Annotated in this window: 22 protein-coding genes; 15 read left to right on the forward strand and 7 right to left on the reverse strand. The window is 67.7% G+C overall.

Features of this window, described 5'->3' with window-relative positions; all coding sequences use genetic code 11:
- Window positions 1-280 precede the first annotated feature (280 nt).
- From AC3WON_RS06050 to AC3WON_RS06060, 3 genes are read left to right on the forward strand one after another with little or no spacing between them, the layout of a single operon-like run.
- Window positions 281-1,276, forward strand: a complete 996-nt coding sequence (locus tag AC3WON_RS06050; RefSeq protein WP_492319473.1) for a Bug family tripartite tricarboxylate transporter substrate binding protein — start codon at window positions 281-283, stop codon at window positions 1,274-1,276.
- Window positions 1,277-1,314: 38 nt separating this feature from the next.
- Complete coding sequence (locus AC3WON_RS06055) at window positions 1,315-2,670, forward strand: acyclic terpene utilization AtuA family protein (RefSeq protein WP_492319472.1); 1,356 nt, start codon at window positions 1,315-1,317, stop codon at window positions 2,668-2,670.
- 9 nt (window positions 2,671-2,679) lie between these two features.
- Window positions 2,680-3,030 (forward strand): AtuA-related protein, encoded by a 351-nt coding sequence (locus AC3WON_RS06060; protein ID WP_492319471.1) that lies wholly within the window; start codon window positions 2,680-2,682, stop codon window positions 3,028-3,030.
- 17 nt (window positions 3,031-3,047) lie between these two features.
- Here the strand turns inward: AC3WON_RS06060 and AC3WON_RS06065 are convergent, their stop codons facing one another.
- Together AC3WON_RS06065 and AC3WON_RS06070 are read right to left on the reverse strand one after the other, a co-directional pair.
- Complete coding sequence (locus tag AC3WON_RS06065) at window positions 3,048-3,866, reverse strand: IclR family transcriptional regulator (protein WP_492319470.1); 819 nt, start codon at window positions 3,864-3,866, stop codon at window positions 3,048-3,050.
- Window positions 3,867-3,907: 41 nt separating this feature from the next.
- Complete coding sequence (locus tag AC3WON_RS06070; RefSeq protein ID WP_492351376.1) at window positions 3,908-5,101, reverse strand: acyl-CoA dehydrogenase family protein; 1,194 nt, start codon at window positions 5,099-5,101, stop codon at window positions 3,908-3,910.
- A 227-nt stretch (window positions 5,102-5,328) separates the two neighbouring features.
- Here AC3WON_RS06070 and AC3WON_RS06075 point away from each other — a divergent pair, with 227 nt between their 5' ends.
- From AC3WON_RS06075 to AC3WON_RS06110, 8 genes are read left to right on the forward strand one after another with little or no spacing between them, the layout of a single operon-like run.
- On the forward strand, window positions 5,329-6,762 hold the full coding sequence (locus tag AC3WON_RS06075) for an FAD-binding oxidoreductase (protein ID WP_492319468.1): 1,434 nt from the start codon (window positions 5,329-5,331) through the stop codon (window positions 6,760-6,762).
- Between the two features lie 19 nt (window positions 6,763-6,781).
- Window positions 6,782-7,867, forward strand: coding sequence for an ABC transporter substrate-binding protein (locus tag AC3WON_RS06080; RefSeq protein ID WP_492319467.1), 1,086 nt, complete (start codon window positions 6,782-6,784; stop codon window positions 7,865-7,867).
- A gap of 38 nt (window positions 7,868-7,905) precedes the next feature.
- The gene (locus AC3WON_RS06085) at window positions 7,906-8,997 is read left to right on the forward strand and encodes an ABC transporter ATP-binding protein (protein ID WP_058696498.1); all 1,092 of its coding nucleotides are present in this window, start codon (window positions 7,906-7,908) and stop codon (window positions 8,995-8,997) included.
- Window positions 8,994-10,763, forward strand: coding sequence for an ABC transporter permease subunit (locus AC3WON_RS06090; RefSeq protein WP_492351377.1), 1,770 nt, complete (start codon window positions 8,994-8,996; stop codon window positions 10,761-10,763). Before AC3WON_RS06085 ends, AC3WON_RS06090 begins: the two co-directional genes overlap by 4 nt.
- Before the next feature lie 11 nt (window positions 10,764-10,774).
- Window positions 10,775-11,689 (forward strand): 4-hydroxy-tetrahydrodipicolinate synthase, encoded by a 915-nt coding sequence (gene dapA / locus AC3WON_RS06095; RefSeq protein WP_492319465.1) that lies wholly within the window; start codon window positions 10,775-10,777, stop codon window positions 11,687-11,689.
- A 13-nt stretch (window positions 11,690-11,702) separates the two neighbouring features.
- Entirely contained in the window at window positions 11,703-12,860 is a 1,158-nt protein-coding gene (locus AC3WON_RS06100) for an alpha-hydroxy acid oxidase (RefSeq protein WP_492351378.1), read from the forward strand.
- Window positions 12,861-12,897: 37 nt separating this feature from the next.
- Window positions 12,898-13,722 carry an IclR family transcriptional regulator gene (locus AC3WON_RS06105; protein ID WP_010810310.1) on the forward strand — a complete coding sequence of 275 codons (825 nt, stop codon included), beginning with the start codon at window positions 12,898-12,900 and terminating at the stop codon, window positions 13,720-13,722.
- A gap of 3 nt (window positions 13,723-13,725) precedes the next feature.
- Window positions 13,726-14,364, forward strand: coding sequence for a uracil-DNA glycosylase family protein (locus AC3WON_RS06110; protein WP_492319463.1), 639 nt, complete (start codon window positions 13,726-13,728; stop codon window positions 14,362-14,364).
- A 43-nt stretch (window positions 14,365-14,407) separates the two neighbouring features.
- Here the strand turns inward: AC3WON_RS06110 and AC3WON_RS06115 are convergent, their stop codons facing one another.
- Genes AC3WON_RS06115 through AC3WON_RS06125 form a run of 3 tightly spaced genes read right to left on the reverse strand, consistent with a single transcriptional unit; the run spans window position 14,408 to window position 17,948 of the window.
- Window positions 14,408-15,400 (reverse strand): tripartite tricarboxylate transporter substrate-binding protein, encoded by a 993-nt coding sequence (locus tag AC3WON_RS06115; protein WP_492319462.1) that lies wholly within the window; start codon window positions 15,398-15,400, stop codon window positions 14,408-14,410.
- 32 nt (window positions 15,401-15,432) lie between these two features.
- On the reverse strand, window positions 15,433-16,932 hold the full coding sequence (locus AC3WON_RS06120) for a M81 family metallopeptidase (RefSeq protein ID WP_492319461.1): 1,500 nt from the start codon (window positions 16,930-16,932) through the stop codon (window positions 15,433-15,435).
- 26 nt (window positions 16,933-16,958) lie between these two features.
- Window positions 16,959-17,948: a Bug family tripartite tricarboxylate transporter substrate binding protein gene (locus AC3WON_RS06125; protein ID WP_492351379.1), complete on the reverse strand. Its 990-nt coding sequence runs from the start codon at window positions 17,946-17,948 to the stop codon at window positions 16,959-16,961.
- Between the two features lie 135 nt (window positions 17,949-18,083).
- On the opposite strand from AC3WON_RS06125, the gene AC3WON_RS06130 reads away from it, so the two are divergent.
- Window positions 18,084-19,127, forward strand: a complete 1,044-nt coding sequence (locus tag AC3WON_RS06130) for a LysR family transcriptional regulator (protein WP_492351380.1) — start codon at window positions 18,084-18,086, stop codon at window positions 19,125-19,127.
- 18 nt (window positions 19,128-19,145) lie between these two features.
- Here AC3WON_RS06130 and AC3WON_RS06135 read toward each other — a convergent pair whose 3' ends face one another.
- Window positions 19,146-19,970 carry an IclR family transcriptional regulator gene (locus tag AC3WON_RS06135; protein WP_492351381.1) on the reverse strand — a complete coding sequence of 275 codons (825 nt, stop codon included), beginning with the start codon at window positions 19,968-19,970 and terminating at the stop codon, window positions 19,146-19,148.
- Window positions 19,971-20,101: 131 nt separating this feature from the next.
- Between AC3WON_RS06135 and AC3WON_RS06140 the strand changes: the two genes are divergently transcribed.
- From AC3WON_RS06140 to AC3WON_RS06150, 3 genes are all read left to right on the forward strand, one after another.
- Window positions 20,102-21,757 (forward strand): GMC family oxidoreductase, encoded by a 1,656-nt coding sequence (locus tag AC3WON_RS06140; protein WP_492351382.1) that lies wholly within the window; start codon window positions 20,102-20,104, stop codon window positions 21,755-21,757.
- Window positions 21,758-21,886: 129 nt separating this feature from the next.
- Window positions 21,887-23,215 (forward strand): MFS transporter, encoded by a 1,329-nt coding sequence (locus tag AC3WON_RS06145; RefSeq protein WP_492319456.1) that lies wholly within the window; start codon window positions 21,887-21,889, stop codon window positions 23,213-23,215.
- 68 nt (window positions 23,216-23,283) lie between these two features.
- Window positions 23,284-24,009 (forward strand): GntR family transcriptional regulator, encoded by a 726-nt coding sequence (locus AC3WON_RS06150; protein ID WP_492340417.1) that lies wholly within the window; start codon window positions 23,284-23,286, stop codon window positions 24,007-24,009.
- Between the two features lie 20 nt (window positions 24,010-24,029).
- Here AC3WON_RS06150 and AC3WON_RS06155 read toward each other — a convergent pair whose 3' ends face one another.
- On the reverse strand, window positions 24,030-24,698 hold the full coding sequence (locus AC3WON_RS06155) for an alpha/beta hydrolase (RefSeq protein ID WP_492319454.1): 669 nt from the start codon (window positions 24,696-24,698) through the stop codon (window positions 24,030-24,032).
- Window positions 24,699-24,960: the final 262 nt, after the last annotated feature.

The raw sequence follows: 24,960 nt of genomic DNA on the forward strand, positions 1-24,960 counted from the left end.
GCTTGCTGCGCTGGTCACTCTTGCAGATGACGGCATCCGCCTGCCACCATGGCGCATCTTCCGGCAGCAGGTCGAAGCTTCATGTTCAGCGCTCCATAGCCACGCGCCCACGGAGCTGGTCCGCCTGAAACCGCCTGAAACCGCCTGAAATTTTCATCCAGTGAAAATATGCGGCATTCGTTTGACGCTGTTTCGTACCGCTCCCTAAGATCTCCCACACAGAGTTTCCCTCGACGAAACCAGATGCGCGCGCACCGCCTCGCGCCCAGGAGACAACCCGATGCAGCGTCATTCCCGCCAGCGGCGCGCCGTAGTTGCGGCGCTCGCCACCCTGCCTGCCTTGTGCGCCTGGTCCGCACCGGCCTGCGCGGCAGAGGCCTTTCCTTCGCGTCCGATCCGGCTGGTGGTGCCCTTCACGCCCGGCGGCACCACTGACATCCTGGCGCGCCTGGTTGCGCAGAAGGCCGGCGAGGCGCTGGGCCAGCAGATCGTGGTCGACAACCGCCCGGGCGCGGGCGGCAACATCGGCGCCGAGGCCGTGGCGCGCAGTGCGGCTGACGGCTATACGCTACTGATGGGCACGTTGGGCACGCAGGTGACCAACCAGTTCATCTACCCGCGCATGCCGTATGACAGCACCCGGGACTTCGTGCCCGTGACGCTGGTCGCCAATTCCCCCAACGTGCTGCTTGTCAACAGCACGCTGAACGCCAGGTCGGTGGGCGAACTGGTGACGCTGGCCAGGCGCGAGCCGGGCAAGATCAACTATGCCTCGACCAGCACCGGCGGGTCGCCCCACCTGTCAGGCGAGTTGCTGAACATGATGGCGGGCGTCAGCATGCAGCACGTGCCGTACAAAGGGGCCGCCCCCGCCATGACGGACCTGCTCGCGGGCCAGGTCAACCTGATGTTCGACAACCTGCCGTCCGCGCTCGCCCAGATCCAGGCTGGCAAGGTGACGGCGCTGGCGGTCACCAGTGCCAGGCGGGCATCGGTGCTGCCTTCCGTGCCGACCGTGCGCGAGTCGGGGCTGCCGGGCTATGAAGTCAATTCCTGGTTCGGGCTGCTCGCGCCGGCCGGCACGCCGCCCGAGCGCGTGCGCCAGCTCCAGCAGGCCGTGGACAAGGTGCTGGCCACGCCTGACGTGCGCAAGCGCATCGAACAGCTTGGTGCCGAGCCGGGCGGCGAAGGCTCCGCCGCGTTCGCGGCGCAGATCAGGAGCGATACGGAAAAATGGTCGCGCGTGATCCAGACCGCCGGCATCAAGCCGCAATGACACCGCCCGGCAGCGCCAACCCCTGACACAGGACAACCATGACCAAGACCAACACCCTTCGCATCGGCTCGGGATCGGGCTGGTGGGGCGACCGCGTCGAGCCGGCCGAGCGTTCGGCGCGCCTGGGCAAGCTCGACTACCTGTGCTTCGAGACCATGGCTGAGGCCACGGTATCTGCCGCGCAGGTGCGCAAGCGGCGCGACCCGGCCTTCGCCGGCTACGACACCTATCTCGACGAACGCATGCGCGCAGTGCTGCCCCCGTGCATCGCCAATGGCACGCGCATCATCAGCAACCAGGGCTGGATTCATCCGCTCGGCGCTGCCCGGCGCGTGGCCGAGCTCTGCGAGGAACTGGGCCTGCCCGGTGTCAGGATCGCCGCGGTCACCACCACGGACCTGACCGGGAGCATCTGCGAGCTGGATCTCACCCTGCTGGAAAGCGGCGCACCGGTTTCCTCGCTGCGTGAAACCCTGATCAGCGCCGAACCATACGAAGGCGCCGAGCCGATCGTCGCCGCGTTGCGCGCGGGCGCGCAGATCGTGATCACCGGGCGCGTGGCCGACCCGTCGCTGTTCCTCGCGCCGATGATCCATCATTTCGGCTGGTCGCCGGACGATGTGACACGGCTTGCGCGCGGCAGCGCCATCGGCCATCTGCTCGAGTGCGGCGCGCAGGTGACGGGGGGATATTTCGGCGACCCCGGCTACAAGGATGTGCCGGAACCATGGAACCTGGCTTTCCCGATCGCCGAGGTGGAGGCCGACGGCAGCGCCGTGATCGGCAAGGTGGATGGCAGCGGCGGGCGCATCGACCTGCAGACGGTCAAGGAGCAGATGTTCTATGAAGTCCACGACCCGCGCCGCTACATCACGCCGGACGTGGTGGTCGACTTCTCGACCGCGGTGCTCGAACAGGTGGGGCCGGACCGCGTGCGCATCAGCGGCGTGAGCGGGCAGCCGCGCACCGATACGCTCAAGGTGTCGCTGGGCTGCACCGAAGGGCATATCGGCGAAGACATGTTCTTCTACGCGGGACCGGGTTGCCTGGAAAAGGCCAGGCTGGCCAAACGCATCCTCCAAGCGCGCTTTGCCATGGCAAGGTTGCAGGCGGATGAGGTGCGCATCGACTTCCTCGGCGTCAACGCCGTGCACGGCGCGGCCTCGCCCGAGCCTGCCTGCGAGCCCAACGAAATCGCGGTCCGCGTCGCCGCGCGCACCCGCACGCGCGAAGAAGCCGCCAAGGTCGGCCGCGAGATCGACAGCATGGCGGTCTGCGGCCTGGCCTCCACCGGCAAGCGCGTGCCGCACCAGGAGCGCACGCGCGAGATCATCGGCGTCTGGTCGGCGCTGGTGCCGCGCGCATTGATCACCTCCCAGGTCCACTATCTCTGAGGATTCGCCATGCGTGTACCACTGCGACGTCTCGCACACAGCCGCTCCGGCGACAAGGGCAATACTTCGAACACGGCGGTCATCGCCTACGCGCCGGAGTTCTACCCGCATATCAAGGCCCAGCTGACGGCACCCGCGTTCAAGGCGCTGTACGGCACGCTGCTCACGGGCGCGGTCACGCGCCATGAAGTGGATGGGCTGCAGGTGCTCAACTTCGTCGCGGAGGGCGCGCTCGGCGGCGGTGTGTCGCGCAGCCTCGCGATCGACAACTACGGCAAGGCGCTGGCCAGTGCCGTGCTGCGTTTCGAAGTCGAGATACCTGACGCGCTGGCCGGCCTGCTGCGCGGGCCGGCGTCATAGGCTCGCCAGGGTAGGCGTCAGCCGCCGCCGGACTGGCGCCCCCTGGCACGCCGGCCGTCCGTGCATGCGTCGGCCCGCGGCGGTATCACGGTGCGCGTCCAGGCGCTGGTGATGCGCCGCGCCTCTTGCTTGAGCTTGCGCGCCAGCGCGGCCTCGCGCGAGCGGATGCGCGCACTCGTCGCCGCCACGCTCAAGGCACCGATCGGCCGGCCCTCATAGTCGAGAATCGGCACCGCGATGCCGCCCATGCCGTCGACCACCCAATCGAGAAACAGCACATGCCCGCGCGCGCGGGCGGCCTCGATTTCCGCGGCGATGCACGCCGCATCGAGCCGCGGGTGCTTGCCAAGCTTGCGCGTGGTCTGCTGCAGCCGGCGCGCGCGCTCGGGCGCGGGCAGCCATGCCAGCACCGCCAGGCTGCCGGCGCCCACGCCGAGCGGCCGGCGCGTGCCGACCGTCACGTAGTTCGCCCGTATCGCATATGTGCCGGGTTCCAGGTCGGTGCACACGGCCTCGCCACGGCTGGCCTCGGTCAGCACGGCGGTATCCTCGAACGCCTCCACCAGCCGTTCCAGTGCCGGACGCGCCAGCTTGCGCAAGTCCACGCGCCGCTGCGCCACGTCTGCCAGCTGGAAGATCTCGGGCCCGATGCCGTAGCGGCGCGCCTGGTCGCGCGTGGCGAACCCCTCCTGCACCAGCAGCTCGAGCATGCGCGAAGCCGTGGCCGGATCGAGCCCGGTGGCGCGCGCCACGTCGCTCATGCGGCGCACTTCCGGATCGGACAGCGCGCGCAGCACGGCCAGGGCGCGCTGGATCGGGGATGGGCGCGATGGCACCTGGCGGGCCCGCTCAGGCAGGCCCGGCGCCAGGGCGGCGCTCAGCCATGATGCGATGCTGCCAGGGTATCGCGCTTGATCTTCTTTGCCAGCGACCACTTGTGGACCTCGGTCGGGCCGTCGTAGATGCGAAACGCACGCACTTCACGGAAGACCTGTTCGACAATGGTGTCGCGCGAAACCCCGATGCCGCCGAGGATCTGCACGCAGCGGTCGGCCACGCGGAACAAGGCATCGGACACGGCCACCTTGGCCATCGAACTCTCCGCGGTACCCAGGGAGCCGCCGTCGAGCACCCCGGCGCACCAGTCGATCATCAGCGCGGCCTGCTGCAGGTCGATCAGGTTCTCGGCCAGCATGAAGCCCACGCCCTCGTGGTCGATCAGCAGCTTGCCGAAAGCCTTGCGCGTGGTGGCGTAGGCTCGCGCGATCTCGTCGGCACGCGCCACACCCCCGAACCAGCGCATGCAATGCGACAGCCGCGCCGGCGACAAGCGAACCTGCGCATAACGGAAGCCCTCGTCCACCTCGCCCAGCACCTGGTCCTGCGGCACGCGCAGGCCGTCGATCAGGACCTGTGCATGCCCGCCCGGCATGGAACTGTCGATGGTGTCGAGCAGGCGCTCGATGCGGATCGCCGGATGCGGCAGGTCGACCAGGAACATGGTGGCCTGCGCGCGCTCACCATCGCCGGTGCGCGCCATCAGGATGCCGACGCTGGCCCCTTCCGCTCCGGTGATGAACTTCTTGCGGCCGCGGATCACCCATTCGCCGCCGTCCCTGACCGCGGTGGTCTGGAGCATCGACGGGTCGGAACCGGCCCCGCCTTCTTCCGCCGGTTCGGTCATGAAGAATGCGGAGCGGGCGTCGCCGCTGACCAGCGGTGCAAGGAAGCGCTGCTGCTGTGCCTCCGTGGCGACCTTGCCCAGCAGGAACATATTCCCCTCGTCCGGGGCCATGGTGTTGACCGCGACCGGCCCGAGGGGCGACAAGCCCGAGCGTTTGAGCACGGCCGCGGTTTCGAGCTGGGTCAGGTGAGAGCCGTCGGCCAGGATATGTGGCGTCATGACGCCGGCCGCGCGCGCCAGGTCGCGAAGCTCGGCGACCAACCCGGCCGTCGGGCCATGGGCTTCGCAGCGCACGTCGCGCTCATAGGGCATCACGACGTCGCGGACAAAGCGCTCGACGCGATCGGCAATGACACGGCTTCTTTCTGTGGGACAGGCGGTGAACATGGTGAGCCTCGTTGTCAGGACAGGATCAGATTGTAGGACGGCACGCCGCCGGGCCGCTGTCACGGAAGGCCGTTCGCACAAGGAACCCCCGACATCTGGTCTGCAGCCCCTTGCCCGTCGATCGACGGAATAATCGCATTGCGATTACTGATATGTGGATTTCACCTATACCTATGCTCATGACAATCGACTAGTATGGCTTCAATCGAGCACGAGGGCACAAGGCGATGTCACTTGTATTGAAGCTGAAAGACCTGTTGGGACCCGATGCGGTTCTCACCGAACCCGCGGACGTAGCCGCCTACGTCGAGGACTGGCGCGGCCGCTATAAGGGCCCGGCGCTGTGCGTGGTGCTGCCGGCCTCCACCGCGCAAGTCGCCGCGGTGGTGCAGGCCGCGGTCCAGGCCAACGTGCCCGTGCTGCCGCAAGGCGGCAATACCAGCCTGTGCGGCGGCGCGGTGCCGGCCCCGGACGGCACGCCGCCCATCGTCATCAGCCTGGCACGCATGCGGCGCATCCGCGCCATCGATGCGGCCAACAACTCGATGGAAGTCGAGGCAGGCTGCGTGCTGGCCGCGATCCAGCAGGCGGCGGCGGAACAGGGGCGTCTCTACCCCGTGAGCCTGGGCGCCGAAGGCTCCTGCCAGATCGGCGGCAACATCGCCACCAATGCGGGCGGCACCGGCGTGCTGCGCTATGGCAACACCCGCGACAACGTGCTCGGCCTTGAAGTGGTCCTGCCTGACGGCCAAGTCTGGAACGGCCTGTACCGCTTGCGCAAGAACAACACCGGCCTCGATCTCAAGCACCTGTTCATCGGCTCCGAAGGCACGCTCGGCGTGATCACCGCCGCCACGCTCAAGCTGCATCCGCTGCCCACCGCGCACGCCATGGCGTGGCTGGCGGTGCGCACGCCGCAGGCGGCGCTGGAGATGCTGGGACGCTTCCAGCAGCGCTGTGGCGCCACCCTGTCCGCGTTTGAAATGCTCAATCACGTGCAGTTGCAGATCGTGCTCGATCACGTGCCCGGCCGCCGTGCGCCGTTGCCTGCCAGCCATCCCTGGCACGTGCTGGTGGAACTTGCCGACACCGGCCGGCGCGAGCTGCTCGACGAGGTGCTGCAGGAAGTGCTGGAGCAAGGTGTGGCCGAAGGCCTGGTCGACGATGCCGTGGTGGCCGCCAGCGGCGCGCAGCGCGAAACCATGTGGCAGGTGCGGCATAGCGTCTCCGAAGGCAACAAGAAAGCGGGCCTGGGCCTGAACACCGATTGCGCCGTGCCGGTCTCGGCGGTGCCGCAGTTCATTGAGCGCGCCACCGCGGCGGCGCATGCGGTCCTGCCGGATTTGCCGATCATCGTCGTTGCCCACCTGGGCGATGGCAACGTCCACTTCATCCCGCTGGTGCCTTTCCCGCAGTGGCAAGCGCTGCCAGCGCGCGATGCCGTGGCCGCCCGCATCAAGCACGCCATCGACCAGGTGGCCTACGAACTGGGCGGCACCTTCAGCGCGGAACATGGCATCGGCCAGGTCCTGACCGAGGAAATGGCGCAGTTCAAGCCGGCGGTCGAGATCGCCATGATGCACGGCATCAAGCGCATGCTCGACCCGCGCGACCTGTTCAACCCCGGCCGGCTGCTGCCGTCCCCACCTTCCCAGCAATAACGGCAATCAAGGAGCTCGCATGAACGACCACAGCCCCATCAACTCTTCTCGCCGGCGTGCGCTCAAGGTCGCCGCTGCCGGCCTTGGCACGCTTGCCGCGCCCGCCGTGCTCCAGTACGCGCGCGCGCAGTCCAAGCGCATCGTGGTGCGCGACGACGGCGGCATCTACACCAAGGCCTACAGCGCGGTGTACTACAAGCCGTTCACCGAGAAGACCGGCATCGAGGTCGTGGGCGTGCAGGCCAACGCCGAACCGGTGGCGCAGATCCGCAGCATGGTCGAGACCAGGAACTACACCTGGGACATGGCCAAGATCAGCCAGCCGGCCATCCTGCTGCTGACGCAGGGCGGCAAGGTCTACCTGGAGAAGCACGGCCTGGAGGGCGACGCCACCGTCAAGACCATTCCGGCGCATTTCATGTCGCCCTATGGCGTGGGCACCAACGTCTACAGCACGGTTCTCGCCTATCGCACCGACGCCTTCAAGGGCCGCAAGGCACCGTCGTCGTGGGCCGACTTCTGGAACGTCAAGGATTTCCCCGGCCGCCGCGCCCTGCGCAAGCACCCGTTCGACACGCTGGAAGAGTCGCTGATGGCCGCCGGCACCGCGACCTCCGCGCTCTACCCGCTCAATGTCGACCAGGCCCTCGCCAACCTGGAGAAGATCAAGGCCAGCGTTGACGTGTGGTGGAACTCCGGCGCCCAGGTAGAGCAGATGCTCAAGTCCGGCGAGGTCGACATGGTGGCCACCTGGGTGTCGCGCGCACAGAGCGCGGCCGCCTCCGGCGCCCAGGTCGGCATCGTCTGGAACCAGAACCTGTGGGGCGTGGACAACTGGTCCATCCTGGCCGGCACGCCGAATGCGCAAGCCTGCCGCGAATTCATCAAGTTCGCGTCCGACCCCAAGCGCATGGCTTCGCTGGTGGAGTACTTCCCGGCAGGCGTGACCCAGCCGGATGCCTTCAAGTACATCAAGCCCGAGGTCGCGAAGAACTGCCCGACCCACCCCGACAACATCAAGTCGGGCGTGCAGATCAACGCCAAGTACTGGCTCGACAACCAGGCCGCGGTGATGGAGAAGTTCAACGGCTGGATCCTCAAGTGATCTGAACCTCTTCTCCAGACACCACCAGCAACGACACGATGCCGAATTTCAAACTCAAGATTTCCGGGCTGACCAAGCGTTATGGCGACTTCGTCGCGCTGGCCCCGACCGACCTTGAAGTGGCGGAGGGGGAATTCCTTACCCTCCTGGGCCCTTCGGGCTCGGGCAAGACCACGCTGCTCAGCCTGATCGCCGGGCTGGCCGTGCCGGACGGCGGCCAGCTGTTGATCAATGGCAAGGACGTGACCTATGGCGCCCCCTACGAGCGCGATATCGGCATGGTGTTCCAGAACTACGCGCTGTTCCCGCACATGACGATCGCGGAGAACATCGCCTTCCCGCTGAAGATGCGCCGGGTCGACGCGGCCACGGCGAGGCGCCAGGCACTGGAAGCACTGGAAATGGTCCGCCTGCCCCACGTCGCGGCGCGCTTCCCGAAGGAACTCTCGGGCGGCCAGCAGCAGCGCATCGCGCTGGCCCGCTGCCTGGTCTACAAGCCGTCGATCATCCTGATGGATGAACCGCTGGGCGCCCTGGACAAGAAGCTGCGCGACCACATGCAGCTGGAGATCAAGCGCATCCACCGCGAGCTGGGCACGACCATCGTCTATGTCACCCACGACCAGGAAGAGGCGATGACGATGTCTGACCGCATCTGCCTGATGAACGGCGGCAAGATCGAGCAGCTAGGCACGCCGTCGGACCTGTACTTCCGCCCGCGCACGCTGTTCGTGGCCGACTTCCTGGGCGAATCGAACCTGTTCGAGGGCACGGTCACGGAAGTGCGCGGCGACCACGTGGAGGTGGCGCTGGCACAGGGGGGCGCCGTCGCCCACGCGGTCACCAATGCGCCGGTGGCCGCCGGGGGCAAGGTGCGGGTCATGGTGCGGCCGCAGAACATCGCCATGGCCAACGGCGTCACCGCCGCCAATGCGGTCAGCGGCAAAGTGCTTGACAGCATGATCACCGGCAGCCTGACCAAGCTGTACGTGGAATCCGATGCCGCCGGCCAGGCCCCGGTGGTGCTGTCTTACCCCACCTCGATGGGCGCTTCCCGGCACGCGGTCGGGCAGCAAGTCACGCTCACCTGGCAGCGCAGCGACGCTGTCGCCGTCCCGGATTCCCTATGACCGCCGTCGCCCTGCAACGCCGACCCCTACCCTGGCTGCGGCCCGCCTTGCTGGCCGCGCCGCTGGTGCTCCTGTTCGTGGTGCTGCTGGTCTACCCGGTCGGCCAGCTGCTGCTGCTGAGCGTCTACAGCGACGGTGCCTTCACGCTGGCCAAGTACCGCCAGCTGTTTGCGTCGTCGGTCTACGTCGACGTGATGCTGATCACGCTGAAGATCTCGCTCTGGACCACGCTGCTCTCCGTGGTCGCCGGCTATCCGGTGGCCTACCTGATCTCCTCGCTGTCGAAGGACAGGAAGGCAAAGTGGCTGTTCTGGGTGCTGCTGTCGTTCTGGACCAGCTTCCTGGTGCGCGCCTTTGCCTGGATCGTGATGCTGGGCCGCAACGGCGTGGTCAACCAGTTGCTGAGCGCCGCGGGCATCCAGGACGCGCCGTCCAACCTGCTATACAGCCTCGGCGCCGTGCTGGTGGCGATGGTGCACGCGCTGATGCCGCTGGCGGTGCTGACCATGCTGTCGGTGATGGAGAACATCGACCGCAACCTCCCGCGCGCGGCGCTTACGCTTGGGGCACGGCCTGGCACGGCGTTCTGGCGCGTCTACTTTCCGCTCTCGATGCCGGGCGTGGCGGCTGGCGCCATCATGGTGTTCGTCACCGCCGTCGGCTTCTTTATCGTGCCCGCGCTGCTGGGCGGACGCAAAGAGATCATGGTCGCCCAGCTGATCATCGACCAGGTGCAGCAGACCATGAACTGGGGTTTCGCCGGCTCGATCTCGGTGTTGCTGCTGCTGGTCGTGCTGGCGGTATTCGCCTTGTATGACAAGGTGCTCGGGCTCTCGTCGATGGCAGGCGGAGCAGAGCAACGCACCCGCTCCGCCGCCGCGCACGATGGCGTGCTGCATCGGCTCGGCGACAGCGTGCTGGGCGCACTGGGAACGGTCAGCGACAAGCTGCTGGCACTGGTGCCGCGCGGCCGGCGCGAGCCGCAGCCGGGCGACTCGCTGCCGCTGCGCACGATCGTGCTGATGGTACTGCTGTTCCTGAGCGTGCCGGCGCTGCTGATGATCCCGCTGTCGTTCGCCGACAAGTCGGGCCTGAACTGGCCGCCGCGCGGCTTCACGCTGCAGCACTACCAGGACTTGCTCGCGTCGCCGCTGTGGATGCAGGCCGGGCTGCGCTCGCTGCTGGTCGGCCTTGGCGCCGCGGTGCTGGCGCTGCTGGTCGGCACGCCGGTGGCGTTCCTGCTGGCGCGCTCGCAGATGCGGGGCAAGTCGCTGCTGCTGGCGTTCGTGCTGTCGCCGATCATCATCCCGCGCATGATCATCGCGGTGGGGATGTTCTACTTCTTCGCCAGGGTCGGGCTGGTCGGCACCTCGCTCGGCCTGATGATCGGCCACACCGTGATTGCCGTGCCCTATGTCGTCATGACGATGATGGCGGTGCTGCGCAACTACGACACGCGGCTCGACCTGGCGGCGCAAAGCCTGGGCGCCAGGCCCTGGCAGACGCTGCGCTACGTGACGCTGCCGATCCTCGCCGCCGGCCTGTTTTCGTCCTTCCTGTTCGCCTTCGCCACCTCGTTCGACGAGCTGACGATCGCCCTGTTTGCCTCTGGCGGACTGAGCGCCACCCTGCCCAAGCAGTTCTGGGACGAGGTGACGCTGCAGCTTTCACCGGTGATTGCCGCGGTGTCTACCTGCCTGTTCGTCTTCGTTACCATCCTGATCACCTGCGCCGAGCGCTTGCGCCGCAAGAGCGCAGGGCGCTGAGAACCCTATCCATGAACAACAAGCTTACCGCCGCCGACCTGCGCGGCATCTTCCCCGCCATCCCGACGCCCGTGACGGCCGACGACAGGATCGACCAGGACGCCACGCGCAAGCTGATGGCCTACCTGCTGGCCAACGGCGTTGCCGGCGTGGTGCCGCTGGGCGGCACCGGCGAATACGGTGCCCTCTCGCGCGAGGAGCGCGTCCGCATGGCGGCCCTTTGCGTCGAAGCAGCGGCTGGCCAGGTTCCCGTCATTCCCGGCGTGCTCGACCCAGGGTTCCACGATGCGCTAGATGCGGGCAAGGCCTTTGCCGGCGTTGGCGCCTCTGCCCTGATGGTGCTGACGCCCTATTACACCTCGCCGACCCAGCAAGGCATCCGCGACTACTTCCTGCGCTATGCCGACGCCTCGCCGGTGCCGGTCATGATCTACGAGATCCCCTACCGCACGCGGATCGCGATCGCGCCCGAGGTGCTGCACGAGCTGTCGCGCCACGAAAACATCATCGGCATGAAAGCCTGCAACACCGACATGTACCACTTCCTCAAGGTGGTGGCGGGTGTCGACGACAGCTTCAGCGTGTTCAGCGGCGAGGACAGCCTGTTCCCGCTGCACATGGCGGCGGGTGCCAGGGGTGGCGTGGTCGTGACCGCCTCCGTGCTGCCGCGCACCTGGCGTGCCATCTATGAGCTCGGCGTGGCCGGCAATACCGCTGAAGCGGTACGCCTGCACCGCGAGCTGATTCCGTTGCTGGACCTGGCCTTCTCCGAAACCAATCCGGGGCCGCTGAAATCCGTGCTCGACCTGGTGGGCGTGACCGCGCCGAAGGTGCTGGCACCGCTGGTAGCGCCGGCGCCCGGGCTGCAGGCACAGCTGCGTGCCGAACTGACGCAGCGGCTGCAAGCCGAGGCCGCCCTCGCCTGAGGCGCCGACGATCATGCTGCCGGCCATCAAGGACTATCGGGACCTGGCGCGGCGCCGGCTGTCGCGCTTCGCCTTCGACTATCTGGAGGGAGGCGCGGAGGACGGGCGCACGCTGGCACGCAACCTGGCCGCATACCAGGCACTGCTGTTCCGGCCGCGCGTGCTGCGCGACGTCACGGAGATCGATCCCGGCATGGAGATCTTCGGCCGCAAGTACCGCCTGCCGTTGCTGGTGGGCCCCACGGGGCTGAACGGACTGTACTGGCCGAAGGCCGAAGAGGCGCTGGCACGGGCCGCACACGCCGTGGGCCTGCCCTTCGTGATGTCGACGGCATCGACCTCGCTGATCGAAGACGTGCGCGCCGCCACTGACGGCGACCTGTGGCTGCAGCTCTACGTGCAGCGCGACCGCGCCATCGCCGAAAACATGATGGCGCGCGCACGCGCCGCCGGCTTCAGCACGCTGATGCTGACCGTCGACACCATGGTGCACGGCAAGCGCGACCATGACATCCGCAACGGCTTTCGCATGCCGGTGCCGTGGACGCCGCGGCTGCTGGCCGACCTGGCGGCCCATCCGCGCTGGTGCCTGCGCATGCTGCGCCAGGGCGGCTCGCCGCAGCTGGTCAACCTGGCCCGCAGCAGCGGGATGGCCAACGACCTGAAGGCGCAGGCGGCGGGATTGAGCCGGCAGATGGACATGTCGCTGTGCTGGGACGACATCGCCTGGCTGCGCCGGCACTGGCACGGGCCCGTCATCATCAAGGGTATCCTTACGCCGGCCGACGCGGAAATCGCCGCCCGCCAGGGCCTGGATGGCATCGTGGTCAGCAACCACGGCGGCCGCCAGCTGGAAGGCGCGCCCAGCGCAGTCGAGATGCTGCCCGCCATCGTCGCGGCGGCGGGCAGGATGCACGTATTCGTCGATGGCGGCGTGCGCCGCGGCGCCGACATCGCCAAGGCGCTGGCAATGGGCGCCCGCGGCGTGCTGGTGGGGCGCGCACCGCTTTACGGGCTGGCGGCGCGCGGTCCCCGCGGCGTGGCGGAAGTGCTGGCCATCCTGCGTGGAGAATTCGAGACCACGCTGCGGCTGCTCGGCGTTCCGCAGGCCGCCAGGCTGGACACTGCCGCGCTCTCGGACGACCATGCCGCGCGGCTGGCCGCACTGTAAGCCATGAAAACAATGACAAGGACGAGCAGGAGGTTGTGTGGATTCAGGTAATGAAGGCAACGGGCTGCGCACAAGGCGCGAGCGTTCGTCCCTGTTCGTCGGTTCGGTGGAAAAGGCCTTCCAGGTGCTGGAAGCCTTCCACGGCCCGGACCGCCGCCTGATGTCGATGGCGGAGATCGCACGGGCGGCCGATCTCGACCGCAGCGCCACCCAGCGGCTGGTGCACACCCTGGAACAGCTGGGCTACATCCGGCGCCTGCCCGATTCGGCGATGTATGGGCTTGCGCCGAAGGCACTGGGCCTGTCGTACAACTACCTGCGCTCCAACGACCTGGTCGAGCGCGCATCGCCCTACCTGCTCGATATCAGCCGCACGCTGGGGGAAACCGCCAACCTGCAGGAACTCGACGGGCACGAGATCGTGTTCCTGGCCCGCTTCCCCGGGCAGCACCTGATCAACGTCGATTTCGGGGTCGGGTACCGGCTCCCGGCCGTGTACACCGCGTCCGGGATTGCGATCCTGTCGAAGCTGCCCGAAGCGCAGCGCCTGGAGGTGGTGCGGGCGACCGCACTGAACCCCATCACGCCGTTCACTGAAACCGACCCCGACAAGCTGATGACGGCGATCCGCGAGGCCGGTGAACGCGGCTATGCCGTGGCCATGAACCAGACCGTGGTCGGCGACATCTCCGTCGCAGCAGCAATCACCGACCACCGCGGCCTGCCGGTGGGCGCCATCAATATCTCCGTCCCGTCCACGCGTTGGACGCTGGAGACCGCCCAGGCCAAGCTGGCCCCGCATGTGCAAGTGGCGGCCATGTCGATCTCGCAGGCAAAGCGGATGAGTTTCCAGACGGCATGAGCTATGCGGAAATCCAAGCCAACGCCTGAGGGAAGCCAACGCTCCTCGCTCGATACCCTGCTGACCGAAGTACGGGCTTGCCGCGCCTGTGCGCCACACCTGCCGCTCGGCCCGCGCCCGATCGTGCGCGTCGGGGCCGAGGCGCGCATCCTGATCGTCGGCCAGGCGCCGGGGATACGCGTGCATGAAACCGGCATCCCCTGGAACGATGCAAGCGGCGAGCGCCTGCGGCAGTGGCTTGGGGTCGATACCGCCACCTTCCTCGACGAATCGCAGTTCGCGATCATCCCGATGGGGTTCTGCTATCCCGGACGCGGCAAGAGCGGCGACAACCCGCCGCGCCGCGAATGCGCGCCACTGTGGCTCGACCGGCTGCTGGCGGAACTGCCGTCGATCGAGCTGACCTTGCTGGTCGGCCAGTACGCGCAGCGCCATTTCCTCGGGGCGCGCCGCAAGCCGACGCTGACCGAGACCGTCAGGGCATGGAAGGACTACGCGCCCGGCTTCGTGCCGTTGCCGCATCCGTCACCGCGCAACCAGCCGTGGTTCAAGCAGCATCCCTGGTTTGAGGGCGAAGTGCTGCCGATGCTGCGCGAGCGGGTCGGGCAGCTGTTGCGGCACAGCCCTGTGCAGACAGGGTAGGCAGCAAGCGATACCCGCGCCACCCCCGCCTGGACGGCCGGCCTCATTCGCTGGCCGTAAAGCCCGAGGCCGCGACCACCGGGCCCCACTGCGTGCGCTGCGCCTGGATGAGCTTGCGCAGGGCATCCCCCGGCTTACCGTTCATCTCCATGCCCAGCGCCGACATCTTGTCGCGCACCACGGGATCCTTGATGGCGTCGAGCAGCGCCTTCTCGATCCTCGCTACCGCAGCCGGCGGCGTCCCCGCCGGCACAAAGGCCGAGTACCAGCCGGACGCCGCCTCGAAACCCGGCGCGGCCGCCTCCGCCAGCGTTGGCACATCAGGCAGCAGTGCCGACCGGCGGGTCCCGGTGACGCCGAGGAAACGGATCTTGCCCGCCCGGTACAGCTCCATCTGGCCCCCCACCGCATCGATACCCAGCGGCAGCGTGCCGCCGATCTCATCGGTCAGCATCATGACGGCGCCGCGATAGGCAGTGGGCAGCAACGGCACGCCAATCGACTTGCTGAGCGACAGCACGCCGAAATGAATGCTGCCGCCGAGCGTGACCAGCCCGACGCCGCCCTTGTCCGGGTTGCGCTTCACCCATGCCAGGTATTCCGGCATGGTCCGATAGGGCTGGTTGACGCTGGCGGACGCCACCAGCGGCACATCGGCCAGGTAGGCGACCGGAACCAGGTCCTTGTCGGGGTCATAGGCCAGGCGCTTGTAGGTCAGCGGAAAGATGGTGAACGGCGGCGCGGGCGAGATCAGCACCGTCTTGCCGTCCGGCGGCGCGCGTTTGACGTTCTCCAGTGCCAGCCGCGCCGATGCGCCGGGGCGGTTCTCGACCAGGACGGGCGTGTCGAGCGAAACACGCAGCTTTTCAGCAAGCGTGCGCGCGAAGATGTCCAGCGCGCCACCGGCCGCGAAGCCGACGACGATGCGCACGGGCGCGTCGCCGCTGGCGGGGGCAGCCTTGGCAGGAACGGCATTGGCACCCAGGGCCAATGCCAGCGCGGCGGCCAGCCGTCGCAAGGGGGTCGAATAGGTCATACGGTCACTCCGGTTGACGGCGGCGGATGCGCTCAGGCAGCCTCGAGCACGGTATGTGCTTCCAGCGGATAGATCGGCCGGCGCAGGTTGCGGAACGGGAACTGGCTGTAGTCAGAGCTGCAGACTCCGGGGCCGGCCACCAGCACGATCTCGCTGGCGATCGGCTCGAACCCGGCGCGGAAGTGCTGGCGCGACTTGATCAGGATGTATCTGCGGCGCGACAAGTCGATGCCTGCGTGCGTGAACACGCCGGTATCGAACGGCTCCTGCGGCTTCTCGCAGATCACGACCAGCGTGCCGGCGACATCCAGCACCACGGTGCGGCCCAGGCTCAGCTTCATGCCTGTGAACATCGGGCCGGTGACCTGGTAGTTGCCGTCGGTAATGCACTGCACCCGGCCGCTCAGCCGCAGCGGACGGCCCTTCAGGTCCAGCGCGGGCATGTCGGTCTTGCCGCCCACATCCAGCGTGACGGACTGCCCGACGCCGGCGGCAATCAGTTCCGCCACGGCGCCCGGGTCCCAGAACGGCCCGGCGACCACGCCTTCGAGCTCCTGGCGCAGGACTTCGCCCAGCACCGTCATTTCATCCGTCGGCCCGCCTGCGCCGCAGTTATCGCCATGGTCGACCAGCACGACCGGGCCCTGCGTGAGCGTCTTGGCGCGCGCGATGGATTCCTCCATCGGCTCGATCGGAAAAACAAAATCAGCCCGGCGTTCCCACGCCATGCCGCAGAGCTCGTCGAGCAGGCGCCGCCCTGCGTCGACCCTGGCGGCATCCGCCACGATCACCACGGCCAGTCCGGTATGCGGGATATCGGCAAGCGGAAAGCCACCGAACACCGAGGCGTTGAGCACCTCGCCATCGCGCTCGGCCGCCATCGCACGCTCCATGATGTCCTTCATGGGTTGCGCGCGCGGGGTCTGGCGCAGCATGTGGGTGAGCATCGGCAGCGTGCGCCACAACAGGACCGGGCGGGCCTCGCCTCGCAGCGCCGCCATCAGGGTACGGGCGGCGCGTGCGCCGGTCTCGTACACGTCCACGTGGGGATAGGTGCAGTAGCCGGCGATCACGGTCGCATTGTCAACCAGCGCAACGCTGAAGTTGGCGTGGAAATCCAGCGATACCGCGATCGGCACCTCGGGCGCGGCGGCACGGATGCGTGCCAGCAGTTCGCCTTCGGCATCCGGATAGCCCTCGGCCACCATGGCGCCGTGCAGGTCCAGCATCACGGCATCGCAGCCCGCGCGCACCGCCTCGACAATGCTGGCCGCCATCGACTCGAATGCCTGTGCGGTCACCATGCCACTGGGCACCGCGCTCGCCATCAGGGGCATCACGAACTCGTCGCCCTGGCGGCGTACCAGGTCGATGAACGCGGCCGCGGCACTGTTGGTGCCCTGGCACGCACGCACCGCGTCGTCGCCGTAGAGCGGGCCAGCGGTGCTGCCGCGGTTGAACGCGCTCAATGGCGTGGTAATCGGCGAAAAGGTATTGGTTTCATGCCGCATCAGGGCAATGACAAAACGCATGGACTGGCTCCGACAGCGTGAAGGGTTCAGTTGGATTCGAGATCGACCGCGCGCGCAATGGCGCCGTAGCGGATCGTTTCCGCCTGCAGGAAGCGGCGGGCCTGCTCGGGGGTGGAAAGGACCGGCTCATAGGCAAGCGTCTGCAGGCGCGCGGCAAAGTCCGCTTCCTGAACGCTGGCCTTCACTTCCTTGTAGAGCCGGTCGATGACCGGAGCCGGCGTGCCCGCCTTGACCACCAGCGCCAGGTTGCCGCGTACCTGCAGCGCATCCGTGCCGCCCGCCTTCTGCGTTTCGAGGCCGGGAAACTGCGTGACGGGCTCCGCCTGCAGCGTGGCCAGGGGCCTGGCCTTGCCATCCTGGACGTAATTGACCGAAGAGCCGATCACATCGACATGCGCATAGGTCTGGCCGCCGATCAGGTCCGCCATGGCCGGCGGCGAGCCGCGGTATGGAACGATGGTGAAATCCAGGCCATTGCGGCGCTTCCAGTCGGCCAGGCCGAGGTGCGCAGCCCCCGCGACGACGTTGATGCTGATCGACACCTTGCCGGGGTTGCGCTGGATATGCGTCTTCAGCTCGCCCAGCGTCATCTCCTTGCGGTCGGCGCGCGTGATGATCCAGTGCGGCACGGTGCTGACGATGGTCACCGGCGTCAGGTCGGTCTCGGGGCGATAGCGCAGGCCCTTGATCGTGAACGGATTGATACTGAGCGTGCCGTCGCTGGCCAGCAGCAGCGTATTGCCGTCGGCCTTCTCCTTGAGCACCGACGACACGCCCGGCACGGTCGCGCCGCCGGCGATGTTCTCCACCACCACCGGCTGCCCCAGCCGCTGTTCCAGCTTGCGCGCGAGCGTGCGGCCGATGATGTCGTAGGAACCGCCGGCCGGGAACGGCACCACCAGGCGCAGCGGCCGGTCGGGCCACGCAGGTGCGGCAGTTGCGCAAGTGGCTGCGAGCAAGGCTGCGCCGGCAAGCATGCCGCGCATGATCGAGCGCAAATGGCTCATGGCTTCCATGGGTCTCCTCCTGAGGTCTGATTGCCTCGTGATGGCTTGGAATGAATCAGGTGATGCGCCGACTATATGGGATCGGTTCCGATACCAAAAGCGAATAAAAATCGCTGTTTGTTGAGCAAATGGTTAACTTATAGAATGAGCCACCCGGCCCTGCCGATCGTCGCCTGCCCCATGCCCGCCGAAGCCTTCGCCCATACCCTGCTTGGCCGCCTCAAGCTGCGCCACCTGCGCATCATGCTGGCGCTGAGCGAGATGCCAACCGCCGCAGCCGTCGCCGCGCGCTTTCATGTCAGCCCCGCCGCGGTGTCCAAGACCCTGGCCGAGATCGAAGACATCGTGGGCATGCCGCTGTTCGAGCGCGGCCGCCGCGGCCTGCACCTGGCCGAGCCCGGACGGGAGATGGCAGCCCATGCGGCGGTCTTGCTGGCGCAGCTCGAACGGCTCGCCGAATCGCTGCAGGCAGTGCGCGCCGGCAGCCAGGGGGCGTTGCGCATCGCGTTCCGGACGATGTCGGTGCAGCCCTTCCTGGCGCGGGCGATGAGCGACTTCTACCGTGACCATCCGCGCGTGGAGATCAGCGTGATCGAAGGCGGCATCGGCGAACTGGCGGATCAACTGGTGGATGGCTCGCTGGACCTGCTGTTCGCCTATGACGATCCGCGCCTGTCGCTACCCGCGCTGCGCACGGCACCGGTAGTCCCGGCACAGAAGGTGGTGATCGTCGCCAGCCTGGACCATCCGCTGCTCACGCGCCGCAAGCTGGCGGCGCAGGAACTGTCCGGGCAGCAATGGTGCATTCCGGTGGCCGGCTCGCGCATGCTTCACCTGCTGCACACGGCGTTTCATACCCTTGGGGCGCCGGCGCCCTCGCTGGGCATCCGCACCAGCGATGTGGCCGCCACGGCCAGCTTGTTGCAGGCGGGTCATTTCCTCGCGGTGTTCCCCGAGCGCATTGCCGCGCAGCTCGCCCTGGCCAAGGTGGCGAGAGTGCTTCGCTTCGAACTCGGCAGCCGCGTGGAGCCGGTGGTCGCGGTCTGGAACGGCGAACTCACGCCACGCACGCCGGCGCGCCTGTTTCGCGAGCTCGTCATGCGCCGGGCCGGCGAGACCGTCACGGCCGAGCCGGTGCCGTTGCTGGCCGCGCGCGCGGTGGCGGCGGCTGGCGTTCGCAAGCGCTGAGCGGGAAGCCGGCCCGGCTCAGTGCCCGCACAGCACCGCAGCCATCTCCCTGGCCGCGCCCTGCAGCGTCGGCACCGCCTGCAGCAGCGCCTCAAGCGATGCCCGCGCCGTCGGCGCATGACAGGCAATCGCGGCCACCACCCGGCCTGAACCCTCGCCATCCGACTCGCGCACCGGCACTGCCACCGCGCACATGCCGCGCACGAATTCCTCATGGTCCACGCCGATGCCGCGCGCGCCCAGCCGGTCCAGCTCGGTATTGAGTCCCGGCACATCGGACAGCGTGCGCGGCGTGTGCGGGGCCAGGTCCAGGCGCCTGAGCATCTGCTGGCGTTCCAGCCGGTTCATGGCTGACAGGAACAGCTTGCCGCTGGCGGTGCAGTGCAGCGGCACGTGGATGCCGGGCGACAACTGCAGGCGCAGTGGCTCGTGCGTCTCGACGCGCTCCACATAGAGGACCCGGTCGCCGTCGAGCGCGGTGAGATTGCAGGTCTCGCCCAGGCTCGCCACCAGCCTGGCCAGGATGGCGCGGCACTCGCGCAGCATCGGCGGGCTCCTGAGGGTCTGCAGTGCCAGCGACGCGGCGCCCGGGCCGGGCACATAGCCGCGCTCGGCCGGCATGCGGACCACGAAGCCGGTGCGCTCCATGGCGGCCAGCAGGCGCATCAGTGTCGCCTTGGGCACATGCAACCGCTGCGAAAGCTGGGACAGCGTTTGCGGGTGCTGTGCCCTGGCCAGGCTGGACAGCACCATCAGCACGCGCAGGCTGCGTGCATCGTCCTCCACCGTCCCGTCCTCTGCTGCAGTGCGATTCTGAAACGGGAATTGCACGTTCTGTTTCACAACCGGCGTCTCCTCGCGATTGAGCTTTCCATTCCGGTTTTGAAAAATAAAATCCGGAACAGAACGTTTCAGATTATAGATCGAAGCCGGGTGGCTACGTGCCTGCCGGCCAGAAAAAGGAGACAGCGACGATGTCGCAAACCGTTGACTACATCGTGGTAGGCGCCGGCTCGGCCGGGTGCGTGCTGGCCAACCGGCTCAGCGAAGACGGCCGCTATTCGGTCTGCCTGCTGGAGGCCGGCCCGCCCGACCGCTACCCGTGGATCCATATCCCGATCGGCTATGGCAAGACCATGTTCCACAAGAAAGTGAATTGGGGCTTCTATACGGATCCCGATCCCAACATGCTCAATCGCCGCATCTACTGGCCGCGCGGCCGCACGCTGGGCGGCAGCAGCGCCATCAACGGCCTGATCTACGTGCGCGGCCAGCGCGAGGACTATGACCACTGGGAGACGCTGGGCAATCCTGGCTGGGGCTGGGACAACTGTCTGCCCTACTTCCGCAAGCTCGAGAACAACGACCTTGGCGCCGGCCCCACGCGCGGCACCGACGGCCCGCTGAACGCGACCTCGATCGACCGGCAGCATCCGCTGGTCGATGCCTTCATCGGCGCCGGCCAGGCGCTGGGCCTGCCGCGCAAGACCGACTTCAACGGTGGCGACCAGGAGGGCGTGGGCTATTACCAGCTCACCACCCGCAACGGCTGGCGCTGCTCCACCGCGGTGGCCTACCTGCGTCCGGCGCGCGGGCGCACGAACCTGCGCGTCGAGACCGATGCCCACACCACCGGGATCCTGTTCGAAGGCAAGCGTGCCGTGGGCGTGCGCTACACCCAGCATGGCCAGCCCTATATCCTGCGGGCGCGGCGCGAGGTGATCCTGTGCGCGGGCGCGCTGCAGTCGCCGCAGTTGCTGCAGCTGTCGGGCATCGGCCCGGCGCCGTTGCTGCAGGATCTGGGCGTACCGGTAGTGCATGCCCTGCCGGGCGTGGGCGAGAACCTGCAGGACCATCTGCAGGTGCGGCTGATCTACGAGGTGGCCAAGCCGATCACCACCAACGACCAGCTGCGCTCGCTGACGGGCAAGGCGCGCATGGGCCTGGAATGGCTGCTGATGCGCAAGGGGCCGCTGGCGATCGGCATCAACCAGGGCGCGATGTTCTGCCGCGCCTTGCCGCAGGAAAGCGCCACGCCGGATACGCAGTTCCATTTCTCGACCCTGTCCGCCGACATGGCCGGCGGCATGGTGCATCCCTTCTCCGGCTGCACCTATTCGGTATGCCAGCTGCGGCCCGAGTCGCGCGGCACGGTGCGGATCCGCTCGACCGATCCGTATGAGCCGCCGTCGATGCAGCCCAACTACCTGTCGGCCGAGCTGGACCGGCGCTGCACCGTGGCAGCGGTACGCTACGCCCGGCGCGTGGCGCAGACCGAACCGATGCGCGGCCTGATGAAACGCGAGTTCCGGCCGGGCGACGAGGTGCGCAGCGACGACGAGATCCTGCATTTCTGCCGCGAGTACGGTGCCACCATCTTCCATCCGTCGGGCACCGCGAAAATGGGGCCCGCCGCCGATCCACTGGCGGTGGTCGATGCGCGCCTGCGCGTGCATGGCGTGGGCGGGCTGCGCGTGGTGGACTGCTCGGTGATGCCCACGCTGGTCTCGGGCAACACCAACGTGCCGGTGGTGATGATGGCCGAGCGCGCGGCCGACTTCATCCGCGAAGACGCACGGCGGGAAATGCATCCCGTCGATGTGGCGACCCCGATGGCAGCAGCCGCCTGAGCGGCTTGCGCCAGTCCTGATTGCGAACAACCAAGGCCAGGCATCCATAACAAGGCCAAACCCTGCAGTGCATCCGGCGTCCATAACCATCCTTCCAGAGGACGCCGCCCATCACCTGAGGAGACAAGCATGACAAGCCCCAACGAACAGGCGATCCGCAAGGTCGCGCTGGCGTCCGTAATCGGCGCCACCATCGAGTGGTATGACTTCTTCCTGTACGGCGTGGTCGCCGGCCTGGTCTTCAACAAGCTGTACTTCCCCGGCAATGACCCGCTGGTGGCCACCATGCTGGCCTACACCACCTTTGCGGTGGGCTTTGTCACGCGGCCGCTGGGCGGCGTGATCTTCGGGCACTTCGGCGACAAGGTCGGCCGCAAGAGCATGCTGGTGATCACGCTGATGATCATGGGCGTGTCCACCTTCCTGATCGGGCTGGTGCCGACCTACGACAGCATCGGCATCCTCGCGCCGATCCTGTTGCTGCTGCTGCGCGTGCTGCAGGGCATCGGCCTGGGTGGCGAATGGGGCGGCGCGGTGCTGATGGCCTATGAGTACGCACCGCCGGGCAAACGGGGCTTCTATGCGTCGCTGCCGCAGATCGGGCTGGCGATCGGACTGTGCCTGGCATCCGGCGTGGTGGCGCTGCTGTCGCTGACCCTGACCGATGCGCAATTCCTGGCGTGGGGCTGGCGCGTGGCCTTCCTGATCTCGGCGGGAATGGTGTTCGTGGGCATGTATATCCGCCTCAACGTCAAGGAGACGCCTGAATTCGCCGTGATCAAGCAGCGCAATGCCGAGACCCGGATTCCCTTTGTCGACATGATGCGGCGCTACCCGGGCAATATCCTCAAGGGCATGGGCGCGCGCTATATCGACGGGGTCTTCTTCAACATCTTCGGCGTGTTCTCGATCACCTACCTGACCCAGACCATCAATATCAGCCGGACTGAAGCACTGGTCGGCGTGATGGCGGCGGCCATTGCGATGTGCTTCTTCATTCCGTTCTTCGGCCACCTGTCCGACCGCATCGGCCGCACCCGCGTGTATTTCTGGGGCTCGCTGATCACGGCCCTGTCCGCCTTCCCGGCGTTCTGGCTGATGCTGAACAGCGGCGGCAGCACCATGCTGCTGTGGCTCTCCATCGTGGTGCCGTTCGGCATCCTCTACGCCGCGGTCTACGGCCCGGAAGCGGCGCTGTTCTGCGAGCTGTTCGATGCCAGGGTGCGATACACGGGGATCTCGTTCGTCTACCAGTTCTCGGGGATCTTCGCCTCCGGCATCACGCCCATCATCGCCACGGCACTGCTCAAGTCGGGCGGCGGCAAGCCCTGGCAGATCTGCGCCTACGTGGCCTTTGCTGGGGTTGTGTCGGCGTTGTCGGTGGCGCTGATCGGGCGGGGCGAAGGCTCACAGGCGCCGCGCGAAAACGGCATGCCGCTGCGCGGTCCGGCGCGCTAGGCTCGGAGGGGGCCGCCGCCCGCCGGCAATGTCTTAGAATGGCGCAACGCCAATGACAGGGACATTGCATGCAAACTCCGGACGGCACCGGTGCGGCCGCCGCCCCGCTCCTGCCCAGGGTCGTGCGCCAGCGGCTGCACGACACCGTGGTCGACCACCTGCGCAACTTTATCGTCGAGGGGGTGCTGCCGCCGGGCATGAAGCTCAATGAGCGCGAGCTGTGTGAAACGCTGGGCATCTCGCGCACTCCGCTGCGCGAGGCGCTGAAGGTGCTGGCCGCCGAGGGGCTGATCGAGATCTCGCCCAACCGCGGCGCGAGCGTGTCACGGATGAGCGAGGCCGAGGCCTGGGAAGCCTTCGAGCTGATGAGCGGCCTGGAGGCCTTTGCCGGGGAACTGGCCTGCGAGCGCATCACGCCGCCGGAGCTGGCCGAGATCAAGGCGCTGCACTACGCCATGCTGGCCTGCCGCGCGCAGAACGACCTGCCCGGCTACTACGCCCGCAACCAGGAGATCCACGACCGCATCGCCGGGGCCGCGCGCAACCAGACGCTGCAGCAGACCTACCTGACGCTCAACCGGCGGCTCAAGGCGATGCGTTTCCGCTCCAACCACCAGACCGACAAATGGGACCGCGCCGTGCACGATCACGAAGAGATGATCCGCGCGCTGGAAGCCCGCGACGGCAAGCGGCTGGCGGCCATCCTGCGCCAGCACTTGCTGGAGAAGCGCGCCGCGCTGATGCAGATCCATCCCGACCCGATCGGCGGCGCACCGGCGATGCCGAACGCCTGAGGCCTGGCGCCCTTAAGCCGTCAGGCGGCCGCCCCCGCATCGGGACGATCCAGGTAGCCGCCGACGATACGGACCAGCAGCGGCAGCTTGCCGGTAAAGAAGTGGTCCGCCCCCGGCACCACTACCACGGGCAGCCCCTGCGGGCGCGCCCAGTCGAACAGCGCGCCGAGTTCCGCGCGCTCGTCACGCTCGCCGTGGACCACCAGGCAATCGGCGGGAACGGCCGGCGTGTCATAGCTGCGGTGCGCCTTGACGGTGCCGTAAGGCGTGCCGGCAAGCACCAGGTGGCGGATCGGCACGGACTGCGCCGCCAGCGTGGCGGCGACATGGGCCATGACGAACGCACCAAAGGAAAAGCCGGCCAGTGCCAGCGGCAGGCCGGGATGGGCCTCGCGCAGATGGGCGACCACGGCGAGCATGTCCTGCGCCTCGCCGCTGCCCTGGTCATGCTGCCCCGCGGACCCCTCGACCCCGCGGAAATTCGGCCGCACGGTCAGGAAGCCGCGTGCCACCAGCGCCTTGGCCAACTGGTGCGGCACCTTGTGCGTGGCCGAGCCGCCCAGCAGCGGATGCGGATGCGCGACCACGGCGATGCCTCGCAGCGCGCCGGCGGGACGATCGACCAACATTTCAATCTGCCCGGCCCCGCCGCCGAGCTGCGCCTTTTCCGTGCCTGACGGAACAGCCATGCCATCTCCTGGTAATGAAATGGGCCGCCTGCGGCCCGAAGACCGTGATGGTAATGCGATTCCCGCAGACCACGCGCCACCGCGCGCGCATCCGTATCAAAATGTCACCCAGTGCGCTATCCGACACAAGGAACGGCTGGGTGGCGTATCCGCTTTCGTATAATCTCGCGAACCGCGGCAAGGCCGTTTTTCGTGTCCTCTGGTCCCGCCGCCATCGGTCAGCACGTCCCGTGTCCCGCACACCGGCCTGCCAGGCAGCCCG

This window comes from Cupriavidus sp. FW305-46, assembly GCF_058787075.1.